The organism is Staphylococcus sp. TCBT05, from assembly GCF_055179755.1.
In genome coordinates, this window is record NZ_JBUQDQ010000038.1 from 878575 (window position 1) to 903339 (window position 24765).

The window sequence follows — 24765 nt, forward strand, 5'->3', positions numbered from 1 at the left end:
ATGGTGCCCACTCGATACCAATTTCAATACTCTTTATTTTAACATTGGTTATATTATTTGAACAATTTATTTTACTAACATTGTGCTTAGATATACTTAAATTATTTCACCACATAAAAAAACAATGACCTAAAGCAATTGCTTTAGACCATTGTCTTCTATCATTAGTAATATAATTCTAATTCTCGTTTCAATTCATCTACATATTCTTTAGAACCTGTAACAATTAATCTATCTCTATAACGTAATTGAGTATCTCCATGTGGAACAATTGATTCATTGTTACGTATAATGCGCACGAAGATAATATCGCCATCGAATGGGAAATTACGTAATTGAATTTGATCGTATTGATGATTTAACATGGCAATTTCATATAATGATGTCTCAACATTACTTAAGAGATTAAGCATGTTAGGCGTTTCAATTAAACCTTTTAAGAGAATCTTATTACTCATATAACTACTAAAGACTTCGATACCTTGTTTCTGTAATGTTTCATCTTCAGAACTTGACTCTAGACGACAAATTACACGTTTGACACCTTTCGCTTTAGCCATTAATGCGACTTTACGGTTAATGGCATCATCATTTGTCGAACAAACAACGATATTACGAGAGAATAGACCTAGTCGCTCTAATAATTCTTCCTCATAATCTGCAATTTCTATCATAGATATTGCATCAGATAGTTTACGCTTATCGCTAAGGTCGTTTCTATAATAAAGCGAAACTTGATATAGCTGTGATGATAAATTTTGAGCAATTGGAATCGTCAGTTGGTTCTTACCAATTAAGCTCACTTCAATTTGTCTTGTCGCTTCATCTGGTATTGGGAACATCTTTTTAAATACTATTGGCACAAATACACATGTAATTACTGCACTTAGTATTAAAATACCTGAAATTTCAGGAGAAATTGTTCCTAATTGTTCTGCAATTTTAGCAGATGCAATAACCAATGATAACGTAGATGTGAGTAAGAAGGCAGATGAAATTGTCGTCTTCATATCAAACCATCTACGTATATAAAATACTGGAATCAGCTTAGAAATTAAGAACGCAATTATTAAAAATGGAATAATTAATAATAATGACGGTTCTTTGATTAAAGTTGGGATATTTAAATCAACCCCGACCATGATAAAGAATATAGGAATAAAGAAACCATAACCAAATGAATCTAGCTTTTCAACCATATCTTCATCAGGTCCTAATAGTGATACGACGACACCTGCAAGAAATGCACCAAGAATGTTTTCTGCGCCAACACCTTCTGCTAATGCTACGAGCATAATGATCAATGCAAACACTGCACGTATACCAATTTGTGTCGTACCGTCCATTAATTTTTGCAAGAATTGGGCCTTCTTAAAGATACCACCCAATAAGTAAAAGATAATTGTAAATACAACCAAGCTACCTATTAACCAAAGTGAAGTGCTACCAGACGCATGTAAGGTACCATAGGCTGTAAGTAATATCATGGTTACTAAATCTGCTAAGACTGCAACGAGCAAAATAAATTGTCCAATTGTCGTTCTCATGATATTCATTTCTTTTAATGTTGGAACTACCACGCCAAGTGATATCGTTGAAATAATGATGACCATTAATAAGACATCATCAATCAATCCAAACCATTTAAACATGTATGCAAAAACAATTGAAATAATCATGATAAACATAAATACTACAAGTGCTAATTGTAAATGCCCCGGTTCTTTCTTTTTGCGTGTTCCTTCTTCTTGCTGTTCTCCACTTTTATCCTTTTTAAAAGCTTTAAAATCTATTTCCAATCCACTTAAAAACATTAAAAATATAAATCCTAATGTTGATAATATATTTAGCATTTCGTCACGTTCTACTAAATTTAAAAATGAGTGACCAATAACGATACCCATTAATATTTCTGCAACGACGACGGGTATAAATGTAATTCTAAGTCGATTTACTAAAATAGGTGTTAAAAATGCTGCTAAAACTACTACAACAAGTGATACGAATTCCATATAACCCCCCTATGTTAAATAAGACATAAATGATGTAGCTAATCCAAAATAGATTAACATACTAACAATATCATTAATTGTTGTTATAAATGGTCCACTAGCAACGGCTGGATCTATCTTCAATTTATTCATTACTAAAGGAATCATTGAACCAACTAATGTACCTACTGTCATTGCAATTGTCAAGCTTGATCCGACAATTATTGCTAAAATTGGTTGTCCATAAATAATCACAATGATAATACAGAGTAATATTGCACAAACCAAGCCACTTAAAAAGCCACTCCCTGCTTCACGTAAAGCAACCTTAAATTTACTTTCCTCATCAATTTCACCTGTTGAAATATTACGTACTGATACGGCTAATGATTGTGTCCCTGAATTCCCTGACATCCCGCTAATAATAGGAATAAATGCTGCTAGTAATGCAACCTTCGCTAATGTATCTTCAAATGAACCTAATATTGTTGCTGTAATCATGCCTAAGAACGTCAAGATGATTAACCACGGCAAACGTTTCGTTGCTGTTTTCAAAATAGAATCATTTGTCGCATCGACATCTGATACACCGGCTAAACGAGAGTAGTCTTCACTTGCTTCTTCATCCATAACGTCTAAGATATCATCGATAGTGATAATCCCTAACAAATGATCTTGATAGTCGACAACTGGCATTGCGATAAAGTCATAGTCTCGCATCTTCTGTGCTACATCCTCTTGGTCGTCAGCAGCATTAGCACTAATGACACGTTCACTCATAATGTCTTCGATATAAGCATCATTTTCTGCAACAATCAAATCTCTCAGTGATAACACACCAGCTAATTGTTTATCATCATTGACAGTAAATATAACGTAAATTGTTTCAGCATCCGGAGCCTGTTCTTTAACATGCATCAATGCTTCCTTTACTGGCATTGTTGCTTTAAGCGAAATATACTCGGTAGTCATGATACCACCGGCAGTATCTTCTTCATAATGTAATAACGCTTTGATTTCCTTAGCGTCCTCACGATTCATCAATGTCAGTAAACTGACGACCTTTTGCTTAGACAATTGGTTCATAATATCAACGGCGTTATCATATGACATATCCTCTAACACTTTACTCGCATATGTAGCATCCATCGTATCAAACAATGCTTCATAATCTTCTTCATCAATTTCTAGTTGTTCGAAGAAATCTGCAACCTCTTCTGGCGATAATACTTCATAGATTCGTTGACGAATATCATCATCACTGTCTTCAAAATATTCACTTTGTTCATAGTTGTGCATTGATAAAAATTCTTCTCTAAACGCGTCAATCTGATTCTCATGTAGTAATCGATCGAGTAAATCTTTATCATATACCTGTTCGTCCTCTAAAGTGATTGAATCTCTTTCATTTGCCATATTCACACCTCCATGAATGATTAAATTATAGCATATTAAATTTTGTTTCTATTGTGTCATATTGATCAATTACTTCAATTTTTTGGTTTGTTATTGGATGTATAAATGAGACTTTTTTACATCCTAATAATTGATGATTATATATATCCTGTTTTCCACCATACAAATCATCACCGACTAACGGGTGTCCTATATATTGAAAATGAACACGAATTTGGTGCGTTCTACCAGTTAACAATTGGACCTCACATAAGCTATATTGTGATTTAACCTTTAATCTTTGAAACATTGTTTGTGCATACTTTCCAGAATCATGAACATGACGTTGAATGATACTATCTGGGTGCCTCGCAATGGGCGCTTCTATCATGCCCTGTTGTTTCACTTTCCCATGACAAACACAAATATATCGTTTATCTATAGACGTTTGCGACATTAAATGATGAATATAACCGTGTTTAGCAATAATTACAATGCCTGAGGTATTTCGGTCTAAACGTGTGACTATATGTGGTGTTAACTCGAGGGAATGTTGTTGAAAATAGCTCAACACTTGTTCTACCAAACTTTTATGTTTATGGTCTCTAGAAGGCGCACAATTTTGCTCTGTTGGTTTAGATATAATAAGCAAATATTCGTCTTCATACAAAACAGTAAGTGCTTTATCATAAGGCACTAAATTAGCACTAGGTTGCTCTTTGGGTAATTGAATGCATAAGCTATCACCTTCCAAGAGTTTGTGTCTAACGGTTACTAGTTGTCCATTAACTAATAAAGCGCCATTACGTTTAATGGCGCTTATACTTTTCTTTGAAAAATCATTATTTTGTAAAAAAGCTTTAACTGTTTCGTGATGACGAATATGAAAGTTAAATTCCATTATTCATCTTCTCCACTAGAAATAAATGAATCATGAACCCTTTTCCAGAATGGGAAAGGTCTAAATCTTGCAAATCTTACCTTTTCATTAGCAACTCGAAATTGTATTGCATTTACATTTTTATGTTTGATACTCACATGATCAATAGACGTCAATATTGTATCGTGATTAACTGGTGTAATTAAACAAGTATGATGCTTTGGCAATACTAAAGGTGAACCTACTGTTCTAAACACTCTATTGTTAATAGAAGCAATTTCGGCAATTTGCATTGCTTCTAATGATGGGTGGATTAATGCACCACCTAAAGCTTTGTTATAAGCTGTTGAACCTGATGGCGTTGACACACATAAACCATCACCTCTAAAGCGTTCAAATTGATTACCACGTATATTAACGTCTACAACTAAAGTAGAGCCATTTTCAGTCTTCATCGTTGCTTCATTCAATGCTAAATAACGTGTTTCATATCCGTTATCATTATAACGTACGATAATCTCGAGCAATGGATATTCTATCACTTGGAATTCAGAATTGTTTATTTCTATGATTAACTTTTCAACCTCGTGAGGAAGCCAATCAGCGTAAAAGCCTAAATGTCCAGTATGTACACCGACAAAGGCACATCGAGACAACATATGGCTATATTGATGGAATGCTTGAAGTAAAGTCCCATCACCACCAACTGAAATAACAATTTCAGGATTATCTGGATCTTCAACCATTTGGAAATCTTTCATATGATTAATCATTTTATGCTTTAATGCATTTGATTTCGAATCACCTTTAGATAAAATTGTATATCGCAAGATTGCACCTCTCTAGTTATCATTTTGCTTTTTTGCGCGCTTTTTAGAATAATATTTTTGCGCTTCTTGAATTTCTTCTTTGATTTCTGACATTTCTTCATCTAGTAAAAATGCTGCCTCGGCTGCTCTCTCTAATCGATGTTGGATTTCAGGTGGATAATCACCATCATATTTATAACGCAAGGTATGTTCTATCGTTGCCCAAAAATTCATCGCCAATGTTCTAATTTGAATTTCCGCTAAAATCTTTTTCTCCCCTTGTAAAGTTTCAATCGGATATTCAATTATGACATGAAATGAACGATAACCACTTTGCTTTGTATTACTAATGTAATCACGCTCTTCTACGACTTTAAAGTCTTGTCGTTGTCTCAATAAATTGACTACGACATCAATGTCATCGACAAATTGGCACATTAAGCGCAAACCAGCAATGTCATACATTTCCTCATGCAATCGATCAAAAGGAATGCCACGTTTATTTGCTTTATCAATGATACTTGTCATTGGTTTGACTCTACCTGTGACAAATTCAATTGGCGATGCATTATCATCAACCTCATATTGTTTTCTAAGGCCCTTTAGTTTCACTTTCAATTCATCGACTGCTTGTTTATAGGGCGACAAAAATTGATCCCATTGATTCATTGTGCCTCACTCCGCTTCACTCTAATTCGAAAGTCTCTTCAACAACGGAAACAAACTCCTTACCATAATTTGAATTACCTTGGATATTATCCAATATGTAATTGAATTCTCTTTCGAAATGTTCTAATTCTAAATCATCATTAACTATAATCTTTTTACCCTTATTTTCATGTAACATCGACCAAGTTTCTTGTACAAAGATTAGATAGGAATACGATTGCCCATCATCTAAAATATACGCAAAACTATAATTATCACTGTCAACAAGCATTTGTCCAGCTTCCTGTAAACCTTCTGTTGACGCTTCTGTATAACAATTTATACTATCCTCTGTTACTTTAATCTCATTTACATATATACGCATGCTTGTTCCTCCTTATTCCCCACTATTTTAACATAATTTGAAGTTACATAACACGTTACATGACTACTCAAATATCATCAACCGATGTTCGCTATTAAATTATTTTTCAAAATAATGCACTTCAATTTAAATTATTCGCTCTGTAGTTTAAAATTAATACATTAATTGCCTAAACTTAGGAGTGTATATATTGTCAACGAATAATGAAATTGAATTTAAACAACTTTTGTCGCAAACAGAATATCAACAAATTTACGACACGTATTTTAAAGGAATTATTCCTTTTAGCCAAACGAATTATTATATTGATACCCCAGATTTCCAATTAAAAGCACATAAATCTGCCTTAAGAATTCGTGTTAAAGCCGATTATAATGAAATGACTTTAAAGGTCCCAGCAGAAGTTGGTTTAATGGAGTATAACTTTGAGACCTCTATTGTCCCACAGCTAGATAAAGTTATAACTCCAGATACAATACCACCAGACATTATAGAGCAACTTAAACAGATGGATATAACATTAGATGAATTAACTATCTTAGGAGCACTTACAACGAATCGTGTTGAAAGTAAGGTGTCAGATAATTTACTTGTACTTGATCACAGTAGCTATTTAGACCAAGAGGATTATGAATTGGAATATGAAGTGAGCGATTATAATCAAGGACTACAGAACTTCAAATCATTGTTAGAACAATTCAATATCCAACACCAAACACCTGATAATAAAGTCCAAAGATTCTTCTCACGCAAAGCAAAACTCAACGAAAAATAGTCAACACAATTGCCTAAAAGTCGAATTACTTCCAAATGTAAATATTCATGTTATATTAGTATTATATTAAGAGAACATGGTGATAATATGACGCAAACACCTTATGAAATTATAGGACAAGATGCCTTATATAACATGATTGATTACTTTTATTCACTCGTAGAAAAGGATGATAGGATTAACCATCTTTTTCCGGGAGATTTTAGTGAAACAAGTCGAAAGCAAAAGCAGTTTTTGACGCAGTTTTTAGGTGGACCGCCATTATATTCAGAAGAACATGGTCACCCTATGTTAAAAAGACGTCATTTAGATTTTAAAATTTCAAATTATGAACGTGACGCTTGGCTCAAAAATATGTATAGTGCAATACAACATGCACAATTGCCAGCAGGTGTCGGAGATTATTTATTTGAAAGATTACGTTTAACAGCAAACCATATGGTAAATTCCGAAATTTAATTGTAGGTGAAAAAAACATGACTGAAGAACTAAAATTGATACATGCTAATAGTCGTGAAGATGCAAATCTTTCACCTGTGAGTAAAATAGAAATTTATTCATTTTTCGATCCATTTAGTAAAGAATGTTTTAAACTATCTGCAATACTCTCAAAACTGAGAATTGAATATAAGCAATATGTCAGCATTAGGCATATACTTAACCCTTCATTACGTGTTTTGACAAAGTGCCAAGCACAAAGTACATCAGACTTAGACAATATTGCACTATCTTATAAAGCTGCCGAATTACAAGGTAGATTACGTGCAGAACGCTTTATTCATCTTGTACAAAATGAAATCATCCCTAAGCGAGACATCATCACAGAATCTATGGTTAATAATTGCATTACCAATGCCGGCCTCGACTATGAGGTATTCAAGGAAGACTTACACAATAGTTGTCTTAAAGAAAGCTTACAAGTTGATTTGCATATTGCTAGAGAAATGGATATCGAAGAAGCGCCTACTCTTGTATTCTTTAATGAAGATGTACATGAAGAAGGTTTGAAAGTTGAAGGTCTATATCCGTATCACATTTATACGTATATCATAAATGAACTCATTGGTACTACAATTGAAAAAGAATTACCACCAAGTTTAGAAGATTACATCAAACAACAACAATTAGTAACTAAAGAGGAATTATTAACTATTTATGAGTGGCCTGAAAAACTGATGAATAAAGAACTTAAAAAATTAGCATTGCAACAAAAAATTGAAAAATTGCAATCTCCAGAAGGTAAATTTTGGAGATCAAAAATTTGAAACACGCTTTTTATGTTTGATAAAAAACATATTAAACTTAGCTATGAAGAAATCTATTATGATAGATATTTTCATAGCTATTTTTTGTTATAGAACTTAAGTCCCTTAAATTCAACATAACTAGTACTTAGATGCATGGATTCAATTTATATGAATAGCTATTTTCAATACTTTAGCATGATTGACTCGTTTTCTAAGCATGCTGTCTCAGCCTTTGTCATCGACTGGCATAACTTCAACAGGTGTCTCGCCAATATACAACTCTAAAACATTATAGAATGCACTCAAATACTCAGCCAGAATTCATGAATTTATATACAAAAAAAGAGCTAATCCTTCAAGGATTAGCTTTCTTTTGTATGATTCTATTTGATGTCATAAACACTCTATTTTTGTTATAAATTATTACGCAACGTATAATTAGATAACTATTATTACCATTTATATACAATACCTATGGGATTGCATTTTCTAATATTACTCAAGATGAAACTATTTATATTACTAACTTTAATTAAATATTTACTTACAACTACTGCTAAAGCAAGTTATTTTGATTACTACTTACTAAATACAGCGAATCTTTTTTGAATATGATTACCTTCTATTGCCTCATCAACCATTGCAATTGCATAATCAGCATAACTTACACTAGTACCAATTACTTCATCATCACTAATTTGATATTCACCAGTTCTTTCACCATCAACTTGAAAATCAGGTGCTGGGCTAATAAATGTCCATAATACGTCATTGCGTTCTTGTATTTCATTTAATGTTTTAGTTTGTGCCAATGCAGTTTTCTTAAACATTTCTGGGAAATCAGGTGAATCTACTAATCGCATAGTGTGTGCTTCATCCACAAATAAACTTCCTGCTCCTCCAATAATCAACAAACGTTGGTCACTATGACTCACTAAGTCACTTAATAATGCTAATGATTTACTATGCTGATCCAATTTATCCTGATCTGGTTGACCAAATGCATCAATAATTATATCAAATTCTGCAATATCCTCTTTTGTTAAATCGAATAAATCTTTTTGAATGACTTGTGTGGCTTTTGTTTTATTTTCACTACGCACTATGGCTGTTACGTCAAGCCCTCTTTCTACCGCTTCATTTGTTATTAATTTACCTGCTTTACCATTCGCTGCTACGACTGCTATTTTCATAATTAACCAACTCCTACATGTATTAATTTTAGATACAAGTTAATTATAGTTACTTCTCTTTATGATGTCAAATATATGTTCCTGTGAAATACAAGTGAGATATTATTTAAAAAAGAGCATAAAAAAAACGCCGTGTCTGATTACACGGCGCTAAACAAAGGGGATGGGAGAAATTTTTTCACTTCAAACAAAGGGGTATGTTTGTTATGTGATTAATTTCATGTTTATAATATAACACGGTCAAATGACCCTTTCAAGCATTTAAATTAAATAAATGCACTTTGTCACAAACTTGTCATATTGAAAACGAATTCATTCATACTAAGCTTTCATAAGCTTTTCAAATGCATCCAATTTCTCTTCAAATACTTTACATGCTTGCTCAATTGGTTCAGGAGTTGTCATGTCCACACCAGCATTTTTTAATATTTCAATAGGATAATTTGAACTACCTTTTTTCAAGAATTCATTAATATAACGTTCTACAGCTGGTTGACCTTCAGTCAAAATTTGATGACTCAAACTTTGTGCTGCACTATAACCTGTAGCATATTGATAAACATAATAATTCATATAGAAGTGAGGAATTCTAGACCATTCTTTGCTAATGTTTTCATCCGTTTCAACAGAATCACCGAAATATTGCTTATTTAATTTAGCATATTCTTCATTCATTCTATTAGCAGTTAATGGTTCACCTGCTTCTTCAATTTGGTGAATCTTATGTTCAAATTCTGCAAACATTGTTTGTCTGAATAATGTTGCTCTAAAGCGTTCTAATTCTTGATTTAGTAATAACAAACGTCTATCATCATCTAAATGTTGATCCATATAATGACTTAATAGAGCTTCATTACATGTAGATGCAACCTCAGCCACAAAGATAGTGTAATCACTTGAATTTGAAGGTTGGTGCTTTCTACTGAAATAACTATGTGCAGAATGGCCAAATTCATGTACTAATGTATATAAATCAGATACTGTATCAGACCAATTTAATAAGATAAATGGGTTTGTTAAATGCGCACCAGATGAATAGCCACCAGAGCGTTTACCTTTATTCTCAAATACATCTACCCAACGATTATTCAAGCCTTCTTCGACGACCTTCATATACTCTTCACCCATTGGTTGTAGTGCCTTAATCATCCAATCTTTTGCTTCTTCGTATGGCATTTCAAATTTTACATCTTTAACTAATGGTGTATATAAATCATACATTTTCATATCATCTAATCCCAATAGTGACTTACGTAACTCTGTGTAACGATGTAGTAATGGTAAATAATCATGAACTGTTTTAATAAGGTTATCATAAACAGTTTCTGGTATATGATTAGAACTTAGTGCTGCTTCACGAGCACTTTTATAATTGTGTGATCTTGCGTTAAATACATTTTTCTTAACTTCACCAGCTAATGTTGAACCTAATGTATTATTAAATGCACCGTATGCTTTATATAAATTTTCAAATGCCGATTTACGTAATACACGGTCATCTGATTCTAAACATTTAATAAATGTGCCTTGTGTTAATGAATGTGCATTATCGTCTTTATCAATTGCATCTTCAAACTCTAAATCTGCATTGCTAAACATACCATAAACATTATCCGCAGTAGATAAGGCATCTTGTGCTTCTGTTAATAATTTTTCCTTATCTGCACTCAATACATGTGGACGCTTTTCGTTAATCAATTTAAGATCAAATGCATATCGTTTCAATGCTTCATTTGAATCTACAAATTCTTGAATGGTAGATTCGTCAATTTGTAAAATTTCAGGTATTAAAAAGCTCCAACTAGAACTAAATTTGATAATCAGTTGATATGCACGTGATTCAAGTCCTTTATATTTATCATTTGCTGTATCTTGATCCTGCTTTAGATGCGCATAAACATAAATTTTTTCAAGTTTAGAACCAAGTTCATCTTCTAAAGCTAAGGCATGGTATAGCTTTTCAGAACTATCACCTAAGTGTCCTTTAAACTGTTCCTCTTTACCTAATTCACCTTCTACTTCCTTAAAGGCAGCTTCAAATGCTTCGTCATTTTCAAATATAGTTGATAAATCCCATGTATATTCTGGATATTTACGTTCTTGTTCTTCTCTTGTTAATTGTTGACTCATAATATGCTGTAAACCTCCTATATAATTCCTTATCTTTAATTTTCTCATTTCAGCGGTTTTTTTGCACGTTATTACAATTGAAAATACGATAATATAATTTAAATTGATTTACAATTGATTGTACAATCTCTGTTTGATTCATATCATTTAAATAAAATGTATTAAATTTGAGTAATTCTTTAAAGCTGTCTAAAGTATAAGTCCCTGTATAGAATAAATAATACAGTTGTAACTGCCAATAAACTGGATGTGATTGAATAAATAACTGCTCCTTCAATATCAAACCAAAGCAATTACACACATCATTGATTTGTAATCTTAAATTGTAAATGACGCTTAATGTTGGTTCTAACACTGAGTGACGATGCTGACACTGGTTTATGTATTGCTTTACTTTGCTATAGCTCAACTTATATAACTTTATATCTTCTGAAATTTGATTTGTTAAAATAATTTCAACTGGCGAAATCACCTTACATTGCGCCCTAAATGACTTACCACCTAAAAATTGAATATTATAATACAACAATAGTTTCTGATTTACCCAGTCCCAAGCAAACAATGTTCTATTACGTGGATTAATAAATGCCCGTTGAAAACGAGTCAAGAACAATAAATATTTACGTTTATTATAATTAGGATTCTTTATAATCCATATTACATTTAAATTATTTAATGTTAGACCATTTGTTCTTTTCAACACGAAATCACAATTAATTTGAGAAAATTGAATTTCAATGGCATATCTTTGTTCAACTACAATATCAGGATACTGCAATGCTGATTTAATATAAGGTTCAATACTTACCGCATATCCGTGAACTTTATAATATTCTGCTAATTTATATTTTAATAAGTAATGTTCAGCACCTTCACCTTTATTACAATACGCGTCAGCCTGTTTATAATGTGCGAAATGTGCAATCTTTTTTGTCCCGTTGCGCAAATACACTTTACGCGAACAATGTGGACACCAATAAGTAATCTGTCTATTGGCCCTACGTGCATCAATGAGTTGGTGTAATTGATCAATTGCATATATCATTTTCTCACCTCATAAATATACACGTTGCAGAAAGGATTATTACTCTTTTTATATAAAAAATTAAAAAAACCTATCAAAGTAATACTTCGATAGGTCTATCTATTGATGCTTTCATTAAAGCTTGCTTTATTCTGATGTGCTTGGGAAATATCGACGAACTTGTGCTGCAACATTATGGCTCATAATAATTTTTGCATAGTCATTTAGATAAACTTCTGTCTTATCTGTTGGATATGCGAATTCAAGTAATTGACTATAACTATCATTAATTGTTTCTTGATCCACTGTTGCATCAAAATGAACAGCATAGTAATAAACATTGTTAAAACTATATAATAAATCTTCAAATTCGTCTGTCTTAGGATCATTATGGTAAGCAAATTCGATTACTTCTTCTAAATCATCAAACTTAACAATAACAGTGCGAACATCTTGTGGTTTGCGTTCTTTACGACCTTTAGGTTGCTCATTAGTCTTTTGTTGTTGTCTTTGATCGAATAGCTCTTCTAAGCTATCATCTTGTTCAAATGTTTGTGATAATAATTCATTAACTTGATAATCAAATTGTTCATTTTCATCATCGTCATCTGACATATTAACCAAGTCTTCATTCTTAGATTTAGAAATTGTAACTTCTACGCCCTTTTCAAACGCATGCACTTGAATCCAAAGTGGGCCTTCAACGACAAAATCTTCTTCTTCATTTATTTCTTCCATCATATTCCAAAAGAATTCTTCCCCACGCTTACGATTTGTCCATAAATCTTCACGCTTAAATCCTCTTGCTTCAATATCACTATATGTTATAAATAATTTAACAGTAGTATCGTCAACTCGCTCTATTCTCATATCATCTCACTCCTTACAGTCGATGAATAGTACTCATTATTGTATTAGAATATATAAAAAATTACAATTCTTTTGTTTGATTAAATTTCACCTTTTTCTATCCGGTTACTTATATTAACATATACCCTGACATAAGCCAAAAAAACAGCACGCTTTAAACTATAATTATAACGCATAAAACAATTGAAAATCAGATGAGTTGACCTAGTACGGTAGTTATCTGTTATGGTACAAAAAAGAAACCATAAAGCAACACTATGCAATGCTACTTTATGGCTCAATCTTTGATTTGTTATGTGTTGATTAGTCAACCATACGTTGCGCTTCTTGTAATTGGAACGTACGCACTTTTCTAGGTAAAAAACGTCTAATTTCATCTTCGTTATATCCAACTTGTAAACGCTTGTCATCTAAAATGATTGGACGGCGTAATAAACCTGGATTGTCTTGTATAATAGAATATAAGTCTTGAAGTGGTAATGCATCAATATCTACATTTAATTTTTGATAAGTCTTAGAACGTGTAGAAATGATTTCGTCTGTTCCATCTTCAGTCATTTTTAAAATTTGTTTGATTTCGTCAATTGTTAAGTGTTCTGAAAAAATGTTACGCTCCGTATACGGAATGTCATGTTCTTGTAACCATGCTTTCGCTTTACGGCAAGATGTGCAACTTGGTGAAGTAAATAATGTTACCATACATCTCACTCTCCTATTTTTCATGAATAAAATTCATTTGATTTCATTATTTATATGATTAAGAAATACTAAGTATCTTCCTCTTCCTAACCTTACAATACACAGTATACCCTTCTAACATTAAAATTAAATGAGAATTTCTTAATTATTTAAAATTTTTTTCATAACTAAGCAATTCTTGTTCAATTTTTTGTTAAAAATATTGATATATGTTTAGTCTAACATAACTTACAAATGAAAGAAATACTGTTATACTATACGTAATATGCATAAAATAATAATTTAGAAAGTAGGCATCATAAAATGGAAACATTATTTTCAGGTATCCAGCCAAGCGGAATTCCAACACTTGGTAATTACATTGGTGCATTGAAACAATTTCGTGAAGTCCAAGACGATTACGATTGTTTCTTTTGCATCGTCGATCAACACGCAATCACAATGCCACAAGACCGCTTAAAATTGCGTAAACAAACACGACAACTTGCAGCAATATATTTAGCAGCAGGCATAGACCCAGATAAATCTACATTATTTATACAATCTGAGGTTCCTGCACACGTTCAAGCAAGTTGGATGTTAACGACGATATCTTCAATTGGCGAATTAGAACGCATGACACAGTTCAAAGATAAATCAGCGAAACAATCATCTGAAGGTGTTCCAGCAGGATTACTAACATATCCTCCTTTAATGGCAGCAGACATCGTGATTTACAATACAAATATCGTTCCAGTAGGAGATGATCAGAAGCAACATTTAGAGTTAACTCGTAACTTAGTTGATCGTTTCAATTCACGTTATAATGATATTTTAGTGAAACCAGAAATAAGAATGCCAAAAGTTGGCGGACGTGTGATGAGTTTACAAGATCCTACTAAAAAAATGAGTAAAAGCGATGACAATCAAAAAAACTTTATCTCATTATTAGATGAACCAAACGTGGCAGCTAAGAAAATAAAAAGTGCTGTAACTGATTCTGATGGCGTTATTAAATTCGATAGAGAAAATAAACCAGGTATCTCAAACTTATTATCTATTTATTCAAGCTTAACTGACGAATCAATAGATGCACTCGTTGAAAAATATAAAGATTCTAATTATGGTGTATTTAAAACAGACCTTGCTGAAATCGTTAAAACATTCTTAACAGACTTCCAAGAAAAATACGAAGGCTACTTCAATTCTTCAGAGTTAGATGATATTTTAGATAAAGGTCGCGACAAAGCTCAAAAAGTTTCATTTAAAACATTGAAAAAAATGGAAAAAGCTATGGGTCTTGGACGCAAAAGATAAATATTATTTATAAAAACTGTTAACAAACATTATTGTTTGTTGACAGTTTTTTTTCAGTTTCAAAAACGACCTAACCTTGAATAAAGGTTAGGTCATTAAATTTATTTATCTTTCTTTTTTCCAGTTTCTCTATCGATGGATTTGTCTATATAGGCATATTTTAAGTTGGTATCTCCACCGATTTTGTGATAAATAACACCTTTAACTTGAGGATTTGTTAAGTGTGCTTCCCCTTTTTGGAATACAGGAGCTATTGGTGCTTGTTTTAGCATATATTCCTCTGTTTCTTTAAGTGTTTGATCTCTTTTATCTTTTTGTTTTAACAGCGAACCATTTGTTTCTTTAATCGCATTATCATATTTCTTACTTCCCCAATCAGTATTGTTTTGTGAATTTCCTGTTGTCATGATATTAAGGAAAGTTAGAGGATCGGCATAGTCAGGACCCCAACCAGAAAGGGAACTTTCATAATTACCTGATAATTCAGAACTAATTCTTTGTTTACCTGGCATTGATTTAATATTTACAGTTACCCCGGGTAAATTAGTTTGAATTTGATTTTTCAAATATTGTGCTCCCACTTTATCAGCTGGTGTTTCATTTGTATTTAATGTAAATGCGATTTTATCTTGACCTAAAGCTTTTTTAGCTTTATCTAAATGCTTCTTAGCCTCTTTTGGATTATATTTCAATGGCGAATGTACACCTTTAGTATAATCTTCACCATTAGGTGATAAGAAAGTATCTTTAGCGGTAAATTTATCCATTACCGTTGAGCCATTATTTAATACATCGTTAACATATTCTTTTTTATTAATTGCTTTCGCTACTGCTAATCTAAAATCTTGATTTTTAAAGGCAGGAACTGTTTTTTCATTCATTTTAATAAAATAAGTAAATGCTAATAATCGTTTATTTAAAGCAGGACTATCTTTATATTTATCAACTTGTTCTGAAGTAATAATGGTATCATCTACAGACCCCGTATCATATAATGATGCGCCTGATTGACTATCTTTTAGTATTTTAAAGTTTACTTTATCTAATTTAACGACTTTCTTATCCCAATATTTATTATTTTTAACTAGTTGAATTTTGTCTTCAGGTGACCAATTTGTCACTTTAAAAGGACCATTAAATACAGTTTTGTCTGGTGTAGTTCCATATCTTTCACCATATTTTTTTACAATTTTTGGATTTACTGGCATAAAAGTTCCGAATGCAAGTAATTCTTTAATATATGGAATTGGTTTAGTAAGTTCAATTTTTATTTTATGTTTATTAATTGCCGTAACACCTAATGTATCTGGTTTCTTTTTCCCCATATTGATATCTTCAGCATTTTTTATGTCATACATAATATAGGCATATTCAGAAGCTGTTTTTGGATTTAACACTCTTTTCCATGCATAAACAAAGTCATTTGCGGTAACAGGGTCTCCATTAGACCATTTTGCATTTTTTCTTATATTTATTTCTAGAGTTTTCCCACCATTACTTACTTTGGGTTTCCCATCTGCAAGTGCTGGTTTGGCTTGATCTTTACCATCTAATGTATAAAGTCCCTCATATACTTGGTTATACATATCAAATGTAATATTATCAGTTGCATGCGCTGAATCAAATGTGGTCATATCTTGAGGTAGGACTTTACGTAAAACCTGACCATCGCCATTATATGTGCTGCCACTACTATTGCCACATGCAGATAAAATTAAAGATGCAACAACTAACATGGCTATTACTTTAAAATATTTAAAATTCATATGTCATCCCCCCATCTCTAATATTTATTATTAAGAATTTACACTAAATTCTTCTTTAAATTTATTCTTTTGACTCTCAGTACACAAAACATAATGTTCTGGTTGAATTTCATAAAAACTTTGTTCTTCATTACTCTTTTCTTCTTTATAAAAAGTTCTTTTTCTTGATCTTTCACTTTCTGGATCTGGTTGTGGTACAGCTGAGAGCAAAGATTTTGTATAAGGATGTAATGGATTATTATAAATTTCATCGGCAGAACCTAACTCTACAATTTTCCCAAAATGCATGACCGCAATTCTATCCGAAATGTATTTCACCATGGATAAATCATGTGCAATAAATAGGAAAGTAATCCCTTTTTCTCTTTGTAATTTTAATAGTAAATTAACGACTTGTGCCTGAATCGATACATCTAATGCAGAAATCGGTTCATCGGCAATTATAAATTCTGGCTCTACTGCAAGGGCTCTAGCGATGCCAATGCGTTGACGTTGGCCACCAGAGAATTCATGTGGATATCTATTGGCATGTTCTTTACTTAAACCTACAGTTTCTAATAAATCATATACACGTTTTTTACGATCTCTCGTACTCGTTGCTAGTTTATGTATATCTATGCCTTCTGCAACGATATCCATAACTTTTAGTCTAGGATTTAAAGATGCGTATGGATCTTGGAATATCATTTGCATTTTTTTATTAAATTTCAAAGAATCTTTACGGTTTTTAATCTTTTGAATATCGATACCTTCATATAGGATTTCACCATCTGTAATATCATTTAATTTAATAATCGCTTTACCCGTAGTAGATTTTCCACACCCAGATTCACCAACTAAACCAAATGTTTCACCTTTATAAATATCAAAGGAAATATTTTCTATAGCTCTCACTTCATTATGTTTACCTTCGTTAAAATACTGTTTTAAGTTTTTAACTTGTAATAACACTTCATTATTTTGCTTCATTAAACGACACCCTTTCTACTTGTTGAGGTTTGTCGAAATTATTAGGCATACTACGCAAACGTTTTTGTACCATTTCTGGTGGTTCAACCTTTGGTGCACGCTCATCTAACAACCATGATTTCACGAAATGCGTCGGTGACACTTGATACCATGGCGGTGGTGATTTAAAGTCAATTTCTAGCGCATATGTACTACGTTCAGCAAAAGCATCACCTATTGGTGGATGTAGTAAATCAGGTGGTGTACCAGGAATTGCCAATAACTCAGTATCTGTACCAGTTGTTAAATCTGGCATTGATGATAATAGTCCCCATGTATAAGGGTGCTTCGGATCATAGAATATTTCATCTACATCTCCTGTTTCAATCATTTGGCCACCATACATTACAGCAACTCTATCAGCAACATTTGCCACTACACCTAAATCATGTGTAATAAAGATGATTGATGTGCTAATTTTATCTTGTAATTTCTTCATTAAATCTAAAATTTGAGCTTGCATCGTAACATCTAATGCTGTTGTAGGTTCGTCAGCAATTAATACTTTGGGCTCACATGCTAACGCAGTTGCGATGACGATTCTTTGTCTTTGCCCACCTGAAAATTGATGTGGATATGCATTAAACCTTTTTTCCGCATTTGGTAAACCGACAAGATTTAGAATTTCTAATGCTCTTTCTTTAGCCTTAGACTTACTATAATTTTTATGCTTCATTAATGGTTCCATTACTTGTTTGCCAATTTTCATTGTTGGATTTAGAGATGTCATGGGATCTTGGAATATCATTGAGATATCTCTACCTCTTAATTTAATTAATTCCTTTTCTGACTTCTTAGACAAATCTTCTCCTAAGAAGATGATTTCGCCCTGTTTAATTCTGCCAGTGTCACCTTGGAATAACTTTGTTATTGCTTTAGTGGTAACGGATTTCCCAGATCCAGACTCACCTACAATCGCCAAAGTCTCTCCCTTATTCAAATAAAAATCAACACCTCTTACTGCTTGCACTTCCCCTGCGTCGATATCAAAGGAAACATGCAAATCGTTTACTTCTAATATTCTTTCTGACATAATGTTGCCCCCTTTTATTATCTACGCATTTTCGGATCAAATGCATCACGTAATCCATCACTAAATAAGTAGAAGAATAATATTAATAAGCTTAATACTATCGCTGGAATAAATAATTCGTGTGGATGGATTAATAACATCGCTCTACCATCATTCACAAGTGAACCTAAAGATGTTTTAGGTGCTGGTACTCCTATACCGATAAAGCTTAAGAACGCTTCGAAGAATATTGCATTAGGTACAGTGAACATAGATGTAACTACGATAGGCCCTAATGTATTAGGTAGAATATGTTTGAATATCAACTTAAATTTCGAAGCACCTAATGTTCTCGATGCCATTACAAATTCTTGGTTTTTCAATTTTAAGAATTCACCACGTACGACACGACTCATGCCTATCCAACCAGTAATCGCCATAGCTAGAATAATTGTCCAAATAGATGGTTCAAATATTAGTACAAATAAAATAACAACAATTAAGTTTGGAATAGAAGCTATAATTTCAATAATACGTTGCATGATATCATCTACTCTACCTCCGAAGAACCCAGATATCGCACCATATATTACCCCAATAAAGATATCTAGCAATGCTGCTACAACACCAATAAATAATGATACCTGAGCACCTTGCCAAGTTCTAGACCACAAGTCACGGCCTAATTGGTCTGTCCCAAACCAATAATTATCATCAGCGCCAGCTGCTTTATAAGCACTCTTGCCATCAACGCCCTCACCATCGAAAGGTAAGAATGATATTTTATCAAGTACAGGTATTTTTGCAGGTAAGTTACGTTCTTCAACATTTTGCTCTGCATAGTCATGCGAGCTAAATAATGGTCCAATCAGTGCAAATAGAATAATAATAATCAAACCTATTAAACCAACAACTGCGAGTTTATTTCTTTTTAATTGTGCCCATGCATCTTGCCAAAAGTTTTTACTTTCACGTTGCATTTCTGGTTCTTTTTCTATATCTCGCTTTGCTGCAACAAAATCAGAAGCTGCAATTGCATCCGATGTATGAGTCATTACTGCATTAGAATAATCACCATTTAGTTTTTCATCTCTTTTATCAGCCATTATTTTTTACCTCCTTGCAGCCTAATTCTTGGATCTATAATTCCATATAGTATGTCTACAATAAATATAGAAACAATAAAGAAGGTACTAAATAATAATGTTGTTGCCATGATTACTGAAAAATCATTCGTTTGTATAGATCTCACAAATTGGTCCCCGAGACCTGGTACTCCAAAGATATTTTCAATTGTTAATGTTCCTGTTAAGATACTTGCTAGCATTGGCACTATAATTGTGATTACTGGTATTAATGCATTTCGTAATGCATGACCAAATAACACACGCATCGTTGAATTACCCTTCGCTCTAGCTAACAGAATGTAATCTGAACTTAACACTTCTATCATTTCCGCTCTTATGTATCTAGCCACTGTAGCTATTATTACTGCCGACAGTGAAAGTGAAGGAAGTACAGCTGTAGAAATCCCTTCCCAACCAGCTACTGGGAACCACTGTAATCTGACAGAAAATACATACTGTAATAATACAGCAAGTACAAAAGATGGTACTGACACTGCAATAACTGATATAAAAGTAGCTGTATAGTCAACCCATGTATTCTGTTTGGTTGCTGCAGCAACTCCTAAAATCAAACCTAACACTATCCCAATAACCATCGCTGTAAGTCCCATTTCTAGTGATGGTATCAACCTAGGGCTAATCAAATCCCATACTGGTTGATTATTATATTGGAACGAGTTCCCAAAATCACCTGTAACAACATTTTTCATATAATTTAAATATTGAACTGGTACTGGATCATTCAAACCATACTTTTCATTCAAAATATGCTTTTGTTCGTCATTTAATTTAGCATCATTAAATGGTGAACCTGGCATTAATTTCATTAGGAAAAATGTTATTGTCATTATTACAATCAAAGAAATAACCATGTATCCTAATCGTTTTAATACATATTTAAGCATAACTAATCCCCCTTTAGTAACAGAATAAACATTTCTTTCTAAATTTTCAGAAATATTTAATAACTATTATATATTCCCTTCATCTATTGCGCAATATTGTTTTGCTTTACATTAATAAAGAATTGTTAAACAAATCTATTTATAATCCCATTAATCCTTTGATATAAAAGGTTAATTAATTTTAATTATTCATTTTTTAGTTCTATTAAGTTACAATTAATTTAATAAATAATGGAGGCAATCAAATGAGACAAAAGCAAACTTTACTAATATGGTTACTATTAACACCTTTGATTTCACTCATTTTATGGCTTTTTGGTACACATCATTTTACTCATTTTGTTAATATACTTTTTTATATTGCTACTATATTAACCATTATTCTATTTGTGTTAATAGTTGTTCAGGAAGGTATATTAGACCCAACGAGTTATGGCTTTCGTAGATTAAAATATCAACTTTCAAATAAAAAGAAACGACAAGCATTAGATGAAGATGAATTCTTTAAACCAAAACAGGTAAAGAGAGAACAATATATCGTTGAAACGTGGGTTATTAGCGGTTTTATCATTAATTTAATCTATTTTATTCTCAGTATTATTCTCGCATTTACAATATAAAAGAGGATGCATCCATTAACGGATACATCCTCTTTTATATTATTTATTAATCAGTAAACTTTTTGAATATTAACACTGCGTTATGACCACCAAAGCCTAAACTATTACTCATTGCATAAGTAATATCTAAATCGATTGCTTTGTTTGGTACAATATCAAGATCACATTCTGGATCTGGACTTTCAGCGTGAATTGTTGGTGCAACTTTACTATCTCTGATTGATAATGCAGAGAAGATTGCTTCTATACCACCAGTGGCACCAAGTAAGTGACCTGTCATAGATTTAGTTGAACTTAGTTTAAGTGATTGTGCTGCTTCACCGAATGTATTTTTAATCGCTTGAATTTCAGTCAAATCACCTACAGGCGTACTTGTACCATGTACGTTAATATATTGTATATCACTAGGTTCAATACCAGCATCATCCAATGCTGCTTGCATCGCACGTGCACCACCTTCTCCTTCTGGAGCTGGCGCAGTAATGTGGTGTGCATCTCCTGTTGAACCATATCCAACAACTTCTGCATAAATTTCTGCACCACGTGCTTGTGCCGATTCTAATGATTCAAGTACGACAATACCAGCACCTTCACCCATAACAAATCCATCTCTACCAGTTTGGAATGGTCGACATGCAGTTTCTTTATCGTCGTTTGTAGACAATGCACGACTAGCACTAAATCCAGCAATGGCCATATGTGCAATTGGAGCTTCAGAACCACCTGTAATCATAGCGTCTGCATCACCACGTTGGATAATTTTAAATGCATCACCGATTGAGTTTGTACCTGTTGCACAAGCAGTAACTGTGGCACCGTTAGGACCTTTTGCACCTAAATCTATTGATACTTGGCCAGTTGCCATATCAGCAATTAACATAGGTACGAAAAATGGGCTAACACGTCTTGGTCCACGTTCTAATAATTGCGTATGTGCAATTTCAAATGTTTCCATGCCACCAATACCTGAACCAATCCACACACCAATGTTATTCGCATTGTCTTCGTTGATATCTAATTTAGCATCTTTGACTGCTTCACGAGCTGCTACAACTGCATATTGTGTGAATCTATCCATACGGCGTGCTTCTTTTTTATCAATATGGTCTTCTATATTAAAATCTTTTAATTCTCCAGCTAAATGAACATTGTAATCTTTAGTATCTATTCTAGTAATTGTATCAATACCATTTACTCCGTTTAACGCATTGTCCCAACTAGTTTTTGCATCGTTTCCTAGAGGTGATAATGCGCCAACTCCTGTAATCACTACACGTTGTTCTTTGCTCATATTTTATCCTCCTATTTTCCCCATCTTAGTGTGACAGCACCCCATGTTAGGCCGCCACCAAATCCAACTAACACTAAGACATCATCGTCTTTAATCTTTCCATTTTCTAATTCTTGAGCAATACTCAAAGGAATTGAAGCAGCTGAAGTATTACCATACTTATCAACTGACACACTCATTTTTTCCTTTGGAATACCTAAGCGTTCTCGTGCAGATTCCATGATTCGAATATTTGCTTGATGTGGTACAAACATATCAACATCTTCTGGTTGAAGATTTGCTTTAGCAACTGCATTTGTAGAAGCTTCGCCCATAATTCTTACAGCAAATTTAAATACTTCACGACCATTCATAAAGATTTTGCCGTTTTCAGGATTTAAGTATAAATATTTTCCGCCAGAACCATCTGAACCAAGTTCATAGCTTAAAATACCTCGCCCTTCCGATACTTCACCAATAATAGCAGCGCCTGCGCCATCACCAAATAAAATAGCAGTCGAACGATCAGTTAAATCTGTAATTTTTGATAATTTGTCGACACCGACAACTAATACGTTTTTATAATCACCGGATTGTACAAATTGCTTTGCATTGATCATTGAATACATAAATCCACTACATGCTGCTAATTGATCCATTGATGCTACTTTTCCGGTACCTAATTTTTCTTGTAACATATTGGCAACTGTTGGAAACGGATAGTCTCCTGTCGATGTTGCCACTAAAATCATATCAATATCAGATGCTTCAATACCTGCATCCTCAATTGCTTTTAAACTTGCTTTATAAGCTAAATCCGATGTTTCTTCATCTTCACTAGCCCATCGTCTTTCTTTAATTCCTGTCATTTTTGAAATCCATTCATCGGATGTTTCTAAAAATGTTTCAAAATAGGCATTATCTACAACATTTTCTGGAGCGTATGCACCGAAACCTTTAATACCCACGTTCATAGTTGAACACCTTCTTAATTATAATTTTAATACCAGGTATTAATTTAACATAATACACATTTGAAATACAAGAACTATGACTAATATGTAGGTGAAATACCTATTTTATTATAAATTAAAGAAAATCTTTGTACAATGCAAATGAATATATTCTGCTGATAAATACTATACAAATAGCGCTTTCTTATTTATAATGTAACTATATATATTAAATTGGAGGCATTACATAATGAAATACCTCGCAGTGTTATTTTGGGCTGTTCTATTATTAGAGATGGTCAATTTTGTATTAAACAGTTTAGATGGTGGCGGTGCATTAAATTTAATTACACCAATCATTGCAGCAGTCGTATTTACAATTCTGATTGCATTATTTGATTTGGTTGTAAAACCTTCTACCAAACAATCTAAAGAATCATAAAGTATTTTGACAAGCCAGTACAAAGGCTTGTCTTTTTTTGTTATTGCATGATTAATTAAGCTAATCATATGCATCATATGTATCAATAAGTTGGATTTTAATGTGGTGAATATTTTTTGTAGCATTTATATTTTGTATGATGCACAGTCTTTCTTAACAAGACATAACACCTACATTTATCATGTGTGGTCAACACCTGAAAATTTCATTTAATAACAACATAGGGTCTGAGACATTATTCTTTCAGACTAAAATAGCTGATTTGTGATTTTATTTAAATCTTCGTCTCTTAACCTGTTATTCATTTCTTGTTTTACCTC

The 24765-nt window shown here is 32.7% G+C and carries 24 protein-coding genes; 6 read left to right on the forward strand and 18 right to left on the reverse strand.

Going from position 1 to position 24765, the window contains the following annotated elements; translation table 11 throughout:
- Positions 1-164 precede the first annotated feature (164 nt).
- The 6 genes from ACY191_RS11240 to ACY191_RS11265 are packed head-to-tail and all read right to left on the reverse strand — an operon-like array spanning position 165 to position 6108.
- The gene (locus ACY191_RS11240; protein ID WP_107590013.1) at positions 165-2012 is read right to left on the reverse strand and encodes a monovalent cation:proton antiporter family protein; all 1848 of its coding nucleotides are present in this window, start codon (positions 2010-2012) and stop codon (positions 165-167) included.
- A gap of 9 nt (positions 2013-2021) precedes the next feature.
- Positions 2022-3407 (reverse strand): magnesium transporter, encoded by a 1386-nt coding sequence (gene mgtE / locus ACY191_RS11245; RefSeq protein ID WP_042739823.1) that lies wholly within the window; start codon positions 3405-3407, stop codon positions 2022-2024.
- A gap of 25 nt (positions 3408-3432) precedes the next feature.
- Complete coding sequence (locus tag ACY191_RS11250) at positions 3433-4287, reverse strand: RluA family pseudouridine synthase (RefSeq protein WP_229367096.1); 855 nt, start codon at positions 4285-4287, stop codon at positions 3433-3435.
- The gene (locus tag ACY191_RS11255; protein WP_042739821.1) at positions 4287-5096 is read right to left on the reverse strand and encodes an NAD kinase; all 810 of its coding nucleotides are present in this window, start codon (positions 5094-5096) and stop codon (positions 4287-4289) included. Before ACY191_RS11255 ends, ACY191_RS11250 begins: the two co-directional genes overlap by 1 nt.
- A 12-nt stretch (positions 5097-5108) precedes the next feature.
- Positions 5109-5744 (reverse strand): GTP diphosphokinase, encoded by a 636-nt coding sequence (locus ACY191_RS11260; RefSeq protein WP_042739820.1) that lies wholly within the window; start codon positions 5742-5744, stop codon positions 5109-5111.
- 16 nt (positions 5745-5760) lie between these two features.
- Complete coding sequence (locus ACY191_RS11265) at positions 5761-6108, reverse strand: UPF0738 family protein (RefSeq protein ID WP_107512666.1); 348 nt, start codon at positions 6106-6108, stop codon at positions 5761-5763.
- Between the two features lie 190 nt (positions 6109-6298).
- Between ACY191_RS11265 and ACY191_RS11270 the strand changes: the two genes are divergently transcribed.
- The 3 genes from ACY191_RS11270 to yjbH all read left to right on the forward strand — a co-directional run bounded on the left by ACY191_RS11270 (position 6299) and on the right by yjbH (position 8148).
- The gene (locus ACY191_RS11270; protein ID WP_229367095.1) at positions 6299-6883 is read left to right on the forward strand and encodes a CYTH domain-containing protein; all 585 of its coding nucleotides are present in this window, start codon (positions 6299-6301) and stop codon (positions 6881-6883) included.
- An 87-nt stretch (positions 6884-6970) separates the two neighbouring features.
- Positions 6971-7342: a globin domain-containing protein gene (locus tag ACY191_RS11275; RefSeq protein WP_229367094.1), complete on the forward strand. Its 372-nt coding sequence runs from the start codon at positions 6971-6973 to the stop codon at positions 7340-7342.
- A gap of 17 nt (positions 7343-7359) precedes the next feature.
- A complete protein-coding gene (gene yjbH, locus ACY191_RS11280; protein WP_042739816.1) occupies positions 7360-8148 on the forward strand; it encodes a protease adaptor protein YjbH in 789 nt (262 codons plus the stop codon).
- Between the two features lie 560 nt (positions 8149-8708).
- Here yjbH and ACY191_RS11285 read toward each other — a convergent pair.
- The 5 genes from ACY191_RS11285 to spxA all read right to left on the reverse strand — a co-directional run bounded on the left by ACY191_RS11285 (position 8709) and on the right by spxA (position 14046).
- Complete coding sequence (locus ACY191_RS11285; protein ID WP_229367093.1) at positions 8709-9323, reverse strand: NAD(P)-dependent oxidoreductase; 615 nt, start codon at positions 9321-9323, stop codon at positions 8709-8711.
- A 321-nt stretch (positions 9324-9644) separates the two neighbouring features.
- The gene (pepF, locus tag ACY191_RS11290) at positions 9645-11453 is read right to left on the reverse strand and encodes an oligoendopeptidase F (RefSeq protein ID WP_229367092.1); all 1809 of its coding nucleotides are present in this window, start codon (positions 11451-11453) and stop codon (positions 9645-9647) included.
- A 49-nt stretch (positions 11454-11502) separates the two neighbouring features.
- Positions 11503-12498, reverse strand: a complete 996-nt coding sequence (locus ACY191_RS11295) for a competence protein CoiA (RefSeq protein WP_229367091.1) — start codon at positions 12496-12498, stop codon at positions 11503-11505.
- Between the two features lie 126 nt (positions 12499-12624).
- Positions 12625-13347, reverse strand: coding sequence for an adaptor protein MecA (gene mecA / locus ACY191_RS11300; RefSeq protein ID WP_042739812.1), 723 nt, complete (start codon positions 13345-13347; stop codon positions 12625-12627).
- 303 nt (positions 13348-13650) lie between these two features.
- Entirely contained in the window at positions 13651-14046 is a 396-nt protein-coding gene (spxA, locus tag ACY191_RS11305; protein WP_040030144.1) for a transcriptional regulator SpxA, read from the reverse strand.
- Between the two features lie 303 nt (positions 14047-14349).
- On the opposite strand from spxA, the gene trpS reads away from it, so the two are divergent.
- Entirely contained in the window at positions 14350-15342 is a 993-nt protein-coding gene (gene trpS, locus ACY191_RS11310) for a tryptophan--tRNA ligase (RefSeq protein WP_107513061.1), read from the forward strand.
- Between the two features lie 101 nt (positions 15343-15443).
- On the opposite strand, the gene ACY191_RS11315 is transcribed toward trpS, so the two are convergent.
- Genes ACY191_RS11315 through opp3b form a run of 5 tightly spaced genes read right to left on the reverse strand, consistent with a single transcriptional unit; the run spans position 15444 to position 21160 of the window.
- Positions 15444-17108 carry a peptide ABC transporter substrate-binding protein gene (locus ACY191_RS11315; RefSeq protein ID WP_107593284.1) on the reverse strand — a complete coding sequence of 555 codons (1665 nt, stop codon included), beginning with the start codon at positions 17106-17108 and terminating at the stop codon, positions 15444-15446.
- Positions 17109-17138: 30 nt separating this feature from the next.
- On the reverse strand, positions 17139-18077 hold the full coding sequence (locus tag ACY191_RS11320; RefSeq protein WP_107580203.1) for an ABC transporter ATP-binding protein: 939 nt from the start codon (positions 18075-18077) through the stop codon (positions 17139-17141).
- Positions 18064-19149: an ABC transporter ATP-binding protein gene (locus ACY191_RS11325; protein WP_107527692.1), complete on the reverse strand. Its 1086-nt coding sequence runs from the start codon at positions 19147-19149 to the stop codon at positions 18064-18066. The genes ACY191_RS11320 and ACY191_RS11325 overlap by 14 nt, the downstream gene beginning before the upstream one ends.
- Before the next feature lie 17 nt (positions 19150-19166).
- Positions 19167-20234 (reverse strand): oligopeptide ABC transporter permease, encoded by a 1068-nt coding sequence (gene opp3C, locus ACY191_RS11330; RefSeq protein ID WP_269669176.1) that lies wholly within the window; start codon positions 20232-20234, stop codon positions 19167-19169.
- On the reverse strand, positions 20234-21160 hold the full coding sequence (gene opp3b, locus ACY191_RS11335) for an oligopeptide ABC transporter permease (RefSeq protein WP_107527690.1): 927 nt from the start codon (positions 21158-21160) through the stop codon (positions 20234-20236). Before opp3b ends, opp3C begins: the two co-directional genes overlap by 1 nt.
- Positions 21161-21405: 245 nt before the next feature.
- Between opp3b and ACY191_RS11340 the strand changes: the two genes are divergently transcribed.
- The gene (locus ACY191_RS11340; protein WP_107527689.1) at positions 21406-21780 is read left to right on the forward strand and encodes a DUF3899 domain-containing protein; all 375 of its coding nucleotides are present in this window, start codon (positions 21406-21408) and stop codon (positions 21778-21780) included.
- Positions 21781-21826: 46 nt separating this feature from the next.
- Here the strand turns inward: ACY191_RS11340 and fabF are convergent, their stop codons facing one another.
- Complete coding sequence (gene fabF / locus ACY191_RS11345) at positions 21827-23071, reverse strand: beta-ketoacyl-ACP synthase II (RefSeq protein WP_229367090.1); 1245 nt, start codon at positions 23069-23071, stop codon at positions 21827-21829.
- An 11-nt stretch (positions 23072-23082) separates the two neighbouring features.
- Positions 23083-24024 (reverse strand): beta-ketoacyl-ACP synthase III, encoded by a 942-nt coding sequence (locus ACY191_RS11350; protein WP_229367089.1) that lies wholly within the window; start codon positions 24022-24024, stop codon positions 23083-23085.
- Between the two features lie 229 nt (positions 24025-24253).
- Between ACY191_RS11350 and ACY191_RS11355 the strand changes: the two genes are divergently transcribed.
- Entirely contained in the window at positions 24254-24445 is a 192-nt protein-coding gene (locus ACY191_RS11355; protein WP_042739802.1) for a YjzD family protein, read from the forward strand.
- The last annotated feature ends 320 nt before the right edge of the window (positions 24446-24765 follow it).